Origin of the sequence: Ligilactobacillus apodemi DSM 16634 = JCM 16172 (assembly GCF_001434405.1) — a bacterium.
In the GTDB taxonomy this organism is placed as follows: Bacteria; Bacillota; Bacilli; order Lactobacillales; family Lactobacillaceae; genus Ligilactobacillus; species Ligilactobacillus apodemi.
The window spans coordinates 57,274-69,512 of the sequence record NZ_AZFT01000006.1; the positions used below are offsets into that span (position 1 = coordinate 57,274).

10 protein-coding genes are annotated in these 12,239 nt (G+C 40.0%); 9 read left to right on the forward strand and 1 reads right to left on the reverse strand.

Annotated features, from left to right (window positions below):
* Positions 1–2: 2 nt before the first annotated feature.
* From croR to FC32_RS01420, 4 genes are all read left to right on the forward strand, one after another.
* Positions 3–692: a response regulator transcription factor CroR gene (croR, locus tag FC32_RS01405; protein ID WP_025087299.1), complete on the forward strand. Its 690-nt coding sequence runs from the start codon at positions 3–5 to the stop codon at positions 690–692.
* Between the two features lie 19 nt (positions 693–711).
* Positions 712–1,896, forward strand: coding sequence for a sensor histidine kinase (locus FC32_RS01410; protein ID WP_025087300.1), 1,185 nt, complete (start codon positions 712–714; stop codon positions 1,894–1,896).
* Between the two features lie 95 nt (positions 1,897–1,991).
* A complete protein-coding gene (locus FC32_RS01415; protein ID WP_025087301.1) occupies positions 1,992–3,329 on the forward strand; it encodes a serine hydrolase in 1,338 nt (445 codons plus the stop codon).
* 242 nt (positions 3,330–3,571) lie between these two features.
* Entirely contained in the window at positions 3,572–6,547 is a 2,976-nt protein-coding gene (locus tag FC32_RS01420) for a YhgE/Pip family protein (RefSeq protein WP_025087302.1), read from the forward strand.
* A 49-nt stretch (positions 6,548–6,596) separates the two neighbouring features.
* Here the strand turns inward: FC32_RS01420 and FC32_RS01425 are convergent, their stop codons facing one another.
* A complete protein-coding gene (locus FC32_RS01425; RefSeq protein ID WP_025087303.1) occupies positions 6,597–7,427 on the reverse strand; it encodes a DegV family protein in 831 nt (276 codons plus the stop codon).
* 168 nt (positions 7,428–7,595) lie between these two features.
* Between FC32_RS01425 and FC32_RS01430 the strand changes: the two genes are divergently transcribed.
* The 5 genes from FC32_RS01430 to FC32_RS01450 all read left to right on the forward strand — a co-directional run bounded on the left by FC32_RS01430 (position 7,596) and on the right by FC32_RS01450 (position 12,075).
* Complete coding sequence (locus tag FC32_RS01430) at positions 7,596–8,090, forward strand: DUF1836 domain-containing protein (RefSeq protein WP_025087304.1); 495 nt, start codon at positions 7,596–7,598, stop codon at positions 8,088–8,090.
* A gap of 19 nt (positions 8,091–8,109) precedes the next feature.
* Positions 8,110–9,006 (forward strand): ABC transporter ATP-binding protein, encoded by an 897-nt coding sequence (locus FC32_RS01435; RefSeq protein WP_056957209.1) that lies wholly within the window; start codon positions 8,110–8,112, stop codon positions 9,004–9,006.
* Positions 8,999–10,249 (forward strand): ABC transporter permease, encoded by a 1,251-nt coding sequence (locus FC32_RS01440; RefSeq protein WP_025087305.1) that lies wholly within the window; start codon positions 8,999–9,001, stop codon positions 10,247–10,249. Before FC32_RS01435 ends, FC32_RS01440 begins: the two co-directional genes overlap by 8 nt.
* Positions 10,250–10,340: 91 nt before the next feature.
* Entirely contained in the window at positions 10,341–10,589 is a 249-nt protein-coding gene (locus tag FC32_RS01445) for a hypothetical protein (RefSeq protein ID WP_025087306.1), read from the forward strand.
* A 97-nt stretch (positions 10,590–10,686) separates the two neighbouring features.
* Positions 10,687–12,075 carry a TrkH family potassium uptake protein gene (locus tag FC32_RS01450; RefSeq protein WP_025087307.1) on the forward strand — a complete coding sequence of 463 codons (1,389 nt, stop codon included), beginning with the start codon at positions 10,687–10,689 and terminating at the stop codon, positions 12,073–12,075.
* The last annotated feature ends 164 nt before the right edge of the window (positions 12,076–12,239 follow it).

Consider the following 12,239-nt stretch of genomic DNA (forward strand, 5'->3'; position numbering starts at 1 on the left):
ATATGAGAATTTTGATTGTTGATGACGATAAAGATATCGTTGAATTATTAAGTATTTATGTAAAAAATGAAGGATACGAAGTAGAAAAAGCCTATAACGGTAAAGAAGCGATCACTAAGATCAATACTAATCCAGATATTGATCTAATGATCTTGGATGTCATGATGCCACAAATGGACGGGATGGCAGTTGTGCGCGCTGTGCGTAAAGACAGCCAGATCCCGATCTTGATGCTTTCGGCTAAAACTGATGATTTAGATAAGATCCAAGGGTTAGTTCAAGGTGCTGATGATTATGTAACTAAACCATTTAACCCATTAGAAGTGATGGCACGGGTCAAATCATTATTACGCCGGGCACAACATGATGTTAAAAATGAAGAACCTGATCAAATCGAAGTTGGTTCATTGATCATTAAAAAAGATTCCCATGAAGTGGAAACTGTTGATGGTAAAGAAATTTCCTTGACGGCGTTAGAATTTGGAATTTTGTACTTGCTTGCAAGTCATCCAAATCGCGTATTTTCTGCTGATGAGATCTTTGAGCGTGTTTGGCAACAAGAATCAGTTGTTTCAGCTAAAACAGTCATGGTCCACGTGAGCCATTTGCGTGATAAGATCGAAGAAGCAACGGGTGGCGAAAAAGTCATTCAAACTGTGTGGGGTGTAGGTTATAAAATCGAATCTCGCTGATAAAAGATGAGGTGACCGTATGAAATTTTCGTTAACAGCACGCGAAAAAAGTGAATTGTTTGGTGAAGGGATCGTCACGGTGATCTTGCTTTTATTGCTTAATATGTCGATTCTCATGATCGTCAATCAAGAGATCTCGAGTAACCCTGGTTTACAAGACGGCATTTTTCAAATCAAGATGTCGTTATTGATCGGACCGACTGACTTACAGATCTGGAGTTGGGGTGGTCTATTTACCTTTATTATGCTATTAGTTGATTGTTGGGTCGTTTATTGGCGCCTAACAAGACGCTATCATCAGATGCAATTACGGCATGTGATCGCAGAGTTGCACTACATTGCCTCGGGCCATTTTGAACATCGGATCCCTTTTAAATTAAGTGGACAGATGCAACGTGTCGTTGAAAGTGTTAATGCATTAGTAGATAGTACGATCAGTGCGATGGAAGAAGAAAGACGGATCGAACGCTCAAAAGATGAGCTCGTGACTAACGTGAGTCATGATATTCGGACGCCGTTGACTTCGATCATTGGTTATTTAGGGCTGATCGAAAATAAACAGTATAACACTGAGACTGAACTTTTACAGTATACGCATACTGCTTTTTTAAAAGCCAATCAGATGAAATCTTTGGTCGATGATCTGTTTGAATATACTAAGGTTCGCCAAGATGGTGTGACTTTAAATATCAATGAGATCAATTTAGGGGCAATGTTAGGGCAGATTGCGGCTAGCTACGAATTAGAGGCACGAAAAAAGCAGATGCAGATCCATGTAGATGTTCCAGCCGAGCCACTCATGATCGAAGCCGATGGTGAAAAATTAGCGCGCGTCTTCAATAACTTGTTATCAAATGCATTGAAGTATGGACATGGTGGAAAAAATATCTACCTGCAAGCTAAAAAAGTTACGCCTGATGAAGTTCGTGTCGGCATCGCCAATGATGGTGAACCGATCCCTAAAGACTCCTTACCACAGATTTTTGATCGTTTCTATCGGGCTGAAAGTTCTCGCTCGCGTGAAACAGGTGGTTCAGGCTTAGGCTTGGCGATTGCTCAAGGGATCGTTGAGCGGCATCATGGTTATATTTATGTGACCTCAAATGAGGAACTTACGGAGTTTGTAATGCATTTTCCGATCAAGCATGATAGTACACTGATAAAAAATAAAAAAAGTGCAGGTAAGACGAGACCAAGTCTTTAAGCAAACGGTGTCAGTTTGGACATCGTTTTTTACTGATTAGTCGCTATTTTTTAGGTATTCTAGTAAATGAAATAAACTGAGAGGAACTTAAAAAAATGGAATTTTTCAAATCTTTGAAAAAACAAGTAATAGCTTTTATTGCAGCTATCGCAGTATTTTTAATTGCTGGCTTTTGTGGTGTGGGACAACAAAGCGTTTCAGCAAGTAGTAGTTTACCCACAACAACTGACAGTTCATTAAGTTTAGATGTTAAAGCTGCGATTGCAGTTGATGCTAATACGGGGCAGATTTTATATGCTAAAAATGCGGAACAAACTTTGCCAGTTGCTTCAATGTCAAAATTATTAACGGCTTACATGGTGTTAAAGGCGGTTAAGAGTGGTAAGTTGAAGTGGAATCAAAAAATCACACCAAGTAGTGCAGCTCAAAAGGTCAGCCAAGACACGAGTTTATCAAACGTTCCTTTAAAAGAAGGTACAAGTTATACGGTGCGTTCTTTGTATCAAGCAACCTTGATCTATTCGGCTAACGGGGCGGCAATGGCACTAGCAGATGCTGTGGGTGGCTCACAAAAGAACTTTGTGGACATGGCACGCAAGGAATTAAAGAAGATGGGAATCACCGACGCCGAATTTTACACGGCTAATGGTTTATCCAACGGCGAAGTTGGCGATGGCAAGTACCCAGGTGCTTCTGATGACGCAGAAAATAAATTCTCTGCTAAAGATATGGCGATCTTGAGTCAAAAATTGATCCAAGATTATCCTGAAGTATTAAAGACAACTAAGATCACTCGTTTAGAATTTGATAATGGTACAGATAAGACACAAATGGAAAACTGGAACTGGATGCTTCCTGGTTTAGCTAAGGCTTATACTGAATTACCAGTCGACGGGTTAAAGACGGGTACTTCCGATTCAGCTGGGGCATGTTTTGCAGCGACAGTTAATAAAGATGGTCACCGCTTGATCACGATCGTTTTAGGTGCTAAACATGAAAGTCAAGAAGACGTATCACGGTTTGAAGAAACCCAAAAATTGATGTCTTATTGCTACAATAACTACACTTACACAACCTTGGCTAAGGGAACGACCTTTAAGAATACGAACGCTTTACGAGTCCACAATGGTAAAGATTATACGGTAAGTGTTTCGTTGGCTAAAAAGACTAACGTGTGGTTGAAAAATGGCGTTTCTAAGTCACAATTAACCGCTAAAGCAGTTGGTAATAAGAAACTTTACAAAAAAGCTGGACTTGAAGCTCCATTGAAGAAAGGCCAAACAGTTGGGACACTTCAAATTTCAACGAGTGCGCAAAAACTGTATTATCTAAATGGTGATACTTATCTAAAAGCAGATGCTCAAACGACTAAAGCAGTCGAGAAAGCTAATATCTTTGTGATTGGTTGGCGCACACTGACAAGTCTCTTTTAATTAAATAGCTAAAAGACCCTTGAATTGGTTTAAGTTCAGGGGTCTTTTTTTGCATACAATTTGAGATAAGTGTCGCATTTTTGGGTAACCTAACTTTATTTCTAAAACATAGAACCTTGATAAATTAATGTTGATGACGTTTACATTGAGAAAAATTAAAAAAATCAAAGATATTGTTTTTCGTGGACATTCAGTGTATATTATTAATCGGCAAATAATTTAGTTAAGGAGTTGAAACAAAGTTGAAGACGATCAAGGCTGAATTTAAGCATATTATGAGTCACAAGATGTTGTTGATCTCAATTGTAGCGATTATGTTTATTCCGTTCTTATATTCAGTTTTCTTCTTGAAATCAGTGTGGGATCCATACGGGAACACCGAATATTTACCCGTAGCAGTGGTCAATGAAGATAAATCAGTTAAGTTTCAGGGAAAGACTTTTGATGTCGGGGATCAATTAGTTAAGCAGTTAAAGAAAAATGATTCCTTAGAGTGGCATTTCGTTTCAAAGAAAATGGCTGAAGCTGGTTTAAAGAATAAGAAATATTATATGGTCATCACAATTCCTAAGGATTTTTCGAAGAATGCAACGACGATTTTAGATAAGAATCCTAAGAAGATGCAACTTAAGTACACGACGAATGATTCCCTTAACTATATTGGGAAAGTTATCAGTGAAACAGGCATTAAACAAATCAATTCACAGGTCAAAGAAACTGTTTCAACGGCTTATGCGGACACGATCTTTGATGTGATCAAAGAGCTAGGTACAGGAATTACTAAGGCTGCTAAAGGTTCTCAACAATTAAGTGATGGTTCTAAGACTTTGTCTGATGGAATCAACACTTACACGGCTGGGGTCTCCCAAGTAAATGATGGGGTGATCCAATTACAAACTGGTGTTGTGCCTTTAGGTCAAGGCGTATTGCAACTTACTGATGGTGCTAGCGCTTTAGCTGAAGGGATCAACACCTACACGGCTGGCGTTGACCAAGTAAATGACGGTGTAAGTCAATTGCAAAGTGGTACTGGTGCGTTAGCTAGTGGTGTGGGCCAATTAGCAACTGGTTCAAACACGCTTTCTAGTGGTTTAACGGCTTATACAAATGGTGTCAGCCAAGTTAATATGGGGATCTTACAATTACAAGTGGGTAGTGGCTCACTTGCAAGTGGGGTCAGTCAATTAGCCAACGGTTCAACGACACTGACAAGTGGGATCCAAAGTTATACCGACGGGGTCTCCCAATTACAAAGTGGTTTAGCACAATTACAAGCTAACTCAGATGCGCTTCGCAGTGGTGCAAGTGCAGTAGCAGATGGTAATACACAAATGGCAAATGCGATCAGCAAAAATGCTGATCAGATCATTAACCAACTTAACTCTAGTGATACGAGTGAAGTTTTGAGTCAAGTTCAACAATTGCAAAAACAAGCACCACAGATCAAGCAAATGTTAGAACAGTTGCAAACAACAACAAGTAGTTTACCAACCTTATTAAAAGGCTTTGAAGATAGTGCTAATACGTTTAGTTCTACTTTGAGTGATAATTTGACAAAAGCAGGGCAAAGCATGACTTCTGCGGGAGAAAACATTACAACTTCTTCAACTAAAGTCAACGAAGTTTTAGCTGCAAATAGTGATACTTTATCTGCTGAAGATCAACAAAAATTAAAAGATGCATTGACGGCTAACCAAGCAGCTGGTGACAATATCAAGTCTGCTAGTCAAAACTTACAAACGATCGCAAGTGCCGCTGAAAGCTTCAAATCAAGCTTGAGCAGTGCTTCGACTCAATTGAATTCTGCCGTTCAAAGCGCAAATCAATTGAACTCTTCAGCTTCGACGGTCACAAGTTTACTTGATAAATTAAGTAACACAGATCTTTCTAAGGTGAGTGACCTTTCAAGTTTGACGAGCTTATTAACAGAATTAAAGACAAATGCTAATGCTTTAGCAACTGGGGCACAAACCTTGAAGTCTGGGGTCGATACGTATACTAACGGGGTCGATCAAGCTTCTAGTGGGGCAAACAGTTTAGCAACTAACAGCAGTCTATTAGTTTCAGGTTCAAACCAATTGACGAGAGGCTTAGGGCAATTAAATGCACAAGTTCCAACCTTAACAAGTGGGATCAACCAACTTGCTACAGGTTCAAACCAATTAGTCGCTAACTCAAGTGCCCTTACTTCAGGTGCTGGTCAACTTGCAAGTGGCTTAGGGCAATTAAATGCGCAAGTTCCAACCTTAACTGGTGGAATCAGCCAATTAGCTGCTGGAACAAGTCAATTAGCTGCTAATTCTGAAGCTTTACGCAGTGGTGCGAGCCAACTTTCCAGTGGGTTAAGCCAATTAAATGCGCAAGTTCCAACGTTAACAAGTGGGATTGAGCAATTAGCTGCTGGGACAATGCAATTAGTCTCCAACTCAGCTAAGTTGACTGACGGAGCAACCCAAGTGCAACAAGGTAATGCTAAATTAGCTAAATCCTTGAAACAAGGTGCAACGCAAGTCAATGATACAACGAAGAATATTTCTTCAAAGACTTCGAATATGTTAGCTTCACCAACAACATTGAAGCATTCAAACTACAGTAAAGTTCCAAACTATGGTTATGCTTTAGCACCATACATGCTTTCAGTGGCATTGTTTGTTGGGGCGTTGACCTTTAGTACGATCTATCCAGTTAAACGGCTATCTGATCCAGATGCAAGTGCGACCCAATGGTGGTTTAGCAAAGTTTCGATCGGTTTACTCGTAGCCCTTGGTTCTTCCTTGATCGAAGTTCTCTTGATGTTTGCGGTTGGGTTACAACCACAACACCTAGCAGCTACGTTGGTAAATGCCTTCTTCTTTGCGATGACGAGTGTCTTTTTAGTCATGTTCTTGTCGATTGCATTTGGCAATGTCGGGCGCTTTATCGCCTTACTGTTCTTGGTCATCCAGCTTGGTTCAAGTGGTGGTTCTTTCCCAATTCAAGTTACCCGTGCAATGGGCGGATTCTTCCAAGCAGTAAATGGTTATCTCCCAATGACTTACTCAGTTTACGGTTTCCGTGAATCCTTGACATCAGGGTTAGGTTCACAACAAATTTGGATTTCGATCGGAGTTCAATTGATCTACATCATTGCTTCATTAGCCTTTATGTGGTTAGCAATGAACATTGAACGTAGTAAGGTAACTTACGTCGACGTTGATCGCACTAGTGAAAGTGAATAATAAATAAAAATAGCATTGTAGCTTGTGTGAAAAGCTGCAATGCTATTTTTTAGGCTGTTTCAAAGCCGACTAATAAGCCACCGACTTCGGCATAATAACTGCAAACGCCCCGTGTTTCATTGATGGAAATTTCACAGTCAGGCGCAACTGCCAGAATTTTTTCTTTTAGTGCCTTGGCCCCAGTTTCGTTGAAGCAATGGGAAATGCAAGCTTTTTTGCCGTTGAAGTTGTTAGCTTGCATCTCTTTTAGTAGTAACGAAATGGCCTTGGCTTGCCCACGTGCTTTACCGACGGAGGCCAATTTTCCGTCAGTGTCAGTACCTATGATCCGCAGTTTCAATAAATTAGAGACTTTGGCAGCAGTAGTGCTGATACGTCCGTTATTGACGAGATTAGTCAACGATTCAAGGGAAAATAAGAGCCCTGTTTTTGTTTGGTAGTCACTTAATTTTTGTGTTAGAGTCATAAAATCACAGTCTTCTGCTAATAATTGCGCTGCATATTCGAGCAAAAGTTGCATGCGCGGACCCGCTGAGCGTGAATCAAGGACAAAAATTTGGGCGTCGGGATGTGTTTCTAAATACTGTTCGCGCGCTTTGATCGCAGCAGAATAACTGCCCGAAAGTGCCCCAGTGATCGTGATCGCCACGATTTTTTCTGCGCCCGCAAAGGCTTCCATCCACTGACCAATATTAGGACAAGCGGTACTACTTTTGCTAGAGAGCTGACTTAATTCGTCCGTCATTTGGTGGATATCTAAATTAGCATCGTCCACGTATTCTTTTCCCCCAGCCATGATCGTGATCGGAACACTGGCAAAATTTTGGTTAGGGAGCGTAACAACGTTTGAACCCGAGTCAGTAATAATTTTATAAGTCATGTGTTTTTTCCTTTTCTACTTAAAAAGATTTTAAATACTTTATTAGCGGTTGTTGAAAAACTTATGGTATATTTGAGTATAAACATTGCGCCATGATTTGTAAAGATTTATGGTTAGATCGTGGCTTGTAGAGAAAAATTAATATATAATTAAATTAAGGAGTTAAAAATGAGAAATTTTTCAAAAGAAATCGAATTAAGGTCGTTTACCTTGCCTAAATACCAAGAGATCCCCGCGGTCGGACTTTATCTAGAGCAGGTGAACCAGTATTTAAATGAGTGCCTAGCACCGTTGCCAAATGTTGAATTAACGTCTTCAATGATCAGCAATTATGTTAAGAAAAAGTTACTTGCCCGGCCACAAAAGAAGCTATATTCCCGCGAACAGATCGCGTATCTATTATTTATTGCGATCAGTAAAACGGTGTTATCACTAGATGATTTAAAAATTGCCGTAAAAGTTCAACAAGAAAGTTTTACGACTGAGCGCGCGTATACATATTTTTGTGAAGAATTTGGTGCGGCCTTACAGGCAGTTTTTGCTAATCAGGCGCTGACACATGAAAATGGTAGTCAACCCGAGCAAAAGATCATGTTAAACAACATTATCAGTGCGGTGGCACATAAGATCTATCTCGAGCAGTATTTTGAAAAGTTTCATTAAAATAAAATGAGGTGAAGCAATGCTAACAGTCAATAATTTAGTCAAAAATTTTGGCGATTTAAGAGCGGTCTCAGCGATGTCGTTTCAGATCAATGATGGTGAGATCCTAGGGTTAGTTGGTCCTAATGGCGCTGGGAAAACGACGACTTTTCGGATGTTGTTAGGCTTGATGTGCCCCGATGAAGGTGAAGTTTTATGGAATGGCGCGCCCCTAAATGATAAAGTCCGCGATTTGATCGGCTATTTACCCGAAGAACGGGGCTTATATCCTAAAGAGACCGTGGAACACCAGATCGTTTACTTTGGTAGTTTGCGCGGCAAAGATCCTAAAGAATTAAAACCTAAAGTTGATGAATGGCTCACTAAACTTAAGGTAAAAGGGAAAAAGTCTTCCAAGATCAAGGAACTTTCCAAGGGTAATCAGCAAAAAGTCCAATTGATCACAACCTTGATCCATGAGCCTAAATTGGTGATCTTAGATGAACCTTTTAGTGGGCTTGACCCGATCAATGCGGATATTATGAAAGATGCGATCATTGAGTTGCGTAAGCAGGGCGCTTGTGTCATCTTTTCGAGCCATAACATGGATAATGTTGAAAAGATTTGTGACCGTTTATTGATGATCAAAAATGGACAGCAGATCATGACAGGCTCAGTTGATGAGATCAAGGAATCATTTGGTCGCACAAAAGTCTTTTTAGAATCCAATTTGACGAAAAGTGAAATTATGGCAGTTCCTGGAGTACTTGACGTTAAAGCGCAAGGCAAAGTTTTTGAGGTTAAGTTGGCAGATCCTGCGGTAGGTAAAGAGCTCTTTAAATTAGCCACAAAAGACGGTTATATTCCAACCTTTAGCCAACAAACACTGACGTTAGAGGAAATATTTAAGCTGAAAGTAGGTGAACTTAATGGATAAAAAGAAATTACTAGTGATCGCTCGTGATGTCTATTTAAAGACGATTAAGGCGCCAACTTTTATTATTGCGTTACTTGCGCCTTTTATCGTAGCGGTGATCTTTTTTGCTATCGGTGCAGTTTTAAATAACTCGACCGTAAAAAAGATCGGAGTTTACACCAATGACCCAGCGATCACGCAAGCAATTGTTAAAAGTTCAACTACAGATGTGAAGTTGACCGCAGTCACTTCAGTTAAGGCGGCACAAACTAAGGTCAAAAATGATGATTTGGATAATTATTTAGTAGTCACAGTGACTAAAGATACGCTCAAGGCAGTTGTGTACGGAAAAAATGTCCCGGGAAATGATACGATCGTTGCGTTACAACAGACCTTAAATGGCTTAAAGGCGACGCTTAATGCTAGCAAGTTTAACTTGACGCCTGAGCAAGTCAAAGTCTTACTGACCCCGGCAACGTTGACCAAAAAAGAGCTTTCTTTTAGTGATGATGGCAAAGTTACCACGACTAAAGATAATTCCACTGCCAAATATGTCGTAAGCCTTATTGCTTGTGCCTTTACGTACTTTTTGGTAATGACCTACGCAAGTATCATTGCTCAAGAGATCGCGAGTGAAAAAGGACTTCGGATCATGGAAGTTATTTTATCTAGTACAAATGCCAAGACGCATTTTTACGGGAAATTATTGGGGGTTATTTTGGCAGCTTTAACTCAACTGGTCGGAACGGGGGTACTGGTTGGACTGGCAGCCTTAGTGATGAAAGATAGTACACAAGTTCATGATCTGTTAGCAAGCGTCAATTTTACGGGCCTTTCAATGAATTTTATCGTGCTCGTTATCGCCTTTATTTTATTAGGTTGTCTTTTCTATGCTACCTTGGCAGCACTTTGTGGATCATTAGTCAATCGGTCAGAAGACACCTCAAAGGCAGTCATGCCGGTAACTTATTTGCTATTTATCGCCTATATCATTGGAATTGTGATCGTGCCTAATGATCCTGCCAACATGGTCGTGCTTGTCAGCAGCTATATTCCATTTTTCTCGATGATCTTGATGCCGATCGCCTTAGCAAATGGAGTTGTCAGTGGGGGCGCAGCGCTTGTATCCTTGGTCATCTTGTTTGTTTCGCTAGTTGTTTTAGCGATCCTTTCGGCTAGAATGTATAAAGTAAATGTTTTAGTTTACAATCAACGGGGAATTTTGGCGGCTTTGCGTCAAGCAGTTAAAATGCTCCGATCATAGGACAGTGAGTGAAAATATCTCAGCACAAAGACCCGAAAATTTTAGTAGTTGCGTTATAATAGTTATAGGTCAATGAAAAAGGGTGGATAAAATGGAAAAACGTAAAGTACGTCGAACGGAAGAAAAATTTGAAGTTTCGGCAGAAGGCAAGCCATATGTAAAAGGAACACATGTTGAATTTACATATAAACGCCATAAGTTTACTGGTATTATTGAAAAACAATTGCGTAATTCAGCGATCATTGTTTTTGACCCTGAGTTTGCAGATTCCTATATCGCGTTGGAATTAAAACAGCGCATTGTGATCAGCTATGCTAAGATGAAAATTATTGTAGCGTAAGATCTAGTGCTGGCAGTTTTTGATGTGAACAAGTTATTCACTTTTTAGCACCAGTTTTATTGCAATCATAGCAGTTAGAGGATGTTTTATTAAGAAGATGTTTTATAAATTAAAAAAGAAAATGCGGGCAAAATATCGCGAGGCCACGCCGATCCAGTTATTAGTGGCGTACTATGCGATCGCGACAGTCATCACATTTTTCTTGTTATGTCTGCCGTGGATCAGGTTACCTGATGCGCCCCACACGACTTTTCTCGACAATTTATTTATGGCAGTCTCAACGATCAGCGTAACGGGGTTGTCTACGTTTCCGATCGACCAAGTCTATAATCAATATGGCGTCATTTTATTGGAATTTCTTTTCCAAGTCGGTGGTTTTGGTGTGACGATGTTAGCGACCGTAGCGATGGTCTTAACGGGGCGCCGGATTGGCTTGCATCAGCGTCAATTGATCCAATTTGATATGAACCAACCGCGTTTAAGTGGGATGGTCAAGTTAGTAACTTCGGTGTTTGGCTTGATGATCATGGTTCAGGTCGTTTTTGGGATCTTATTTTCGCTTTATTTCTCTTTTAAGCATATTTACCATTCATTTGCTGATGCGCTTTTTCACGGAATGTACATTTCCATTAGTGCGGTCACCAATGCGGGCTTTGACGTAACTGGTGATTCGATCGCACCGTTTCGGCATGATTATATCTTTTTACTGATCATTATGGTCTTAGTGATCATTGGGAGCATTGGTTATCCCGTGTTGACTGAGATCGAAGCCTGGATCATTTATAAGGTGCGTTATCGTGGCTTACGTAAGTTTCGTTTTTCGTTATTTTGTAAATTAGCCGTCTTTTTTGCGGCAATTTTTACCGTGATCGGAACAGTGCTCTTATTTCTTTCCGAAAATGAAGGGTTTGGGCTCCGGGCTGATAGTTTTAATAATTTTATGTCGGCGATGTTTTATAGTGTTTCGGCGCGTAATGCGGGGCTACAGATCAACAGTATGAATGATTTTAACCCTACGACCTTGTTACTAATTGCCATTTTGATGTTTATTGGTGCTAGTCCAAGCTCGGTCGGTGGTGGTGTGCGGACGACAACAATTGGGATCTTGATCTTATATTTGTATTCGTTTATTCGCGGGCGTAATAACGTTAATGTCTTTAATCGTCGAATCAGTCAAAAAGATATTCAAAAAGCGATCGTGGTAGTTAGCTTATCAACACTATTATGTATTTCAGCAGTTTTGATATTGACTGCCACAGAAGATGCTTCCCTACTGGCGCTGATCTTTGAAGTAACTTCAGCCTTTGGGACGACCGGCTTTTCTTTAGGGATCACTAGCGATTTATCAACGGTCGGAAAAATCGTGATCATGATCTTGATGTTTGTCGGGCGGATCGGAATGTTATATACCTTGATGTTCTTTATCCGCAAGCGTGATCGTGACTTAAGTTATAAGTTGCCGACAGAAAAAATAATCATTGGTTAATAGTTAAAAAGCAACAAATGTCTTTTTTAGTGACATAAAGATTGAATTTAGTCACGGATAATAATATGTTATAATCGAAACCGTGAGAAGTTTTTAGCTATATTTAAAAAAGGAGTGCCTGGCACTTCTGTGATCTTTTACAGCAATTAGCTGTAATTTTAATG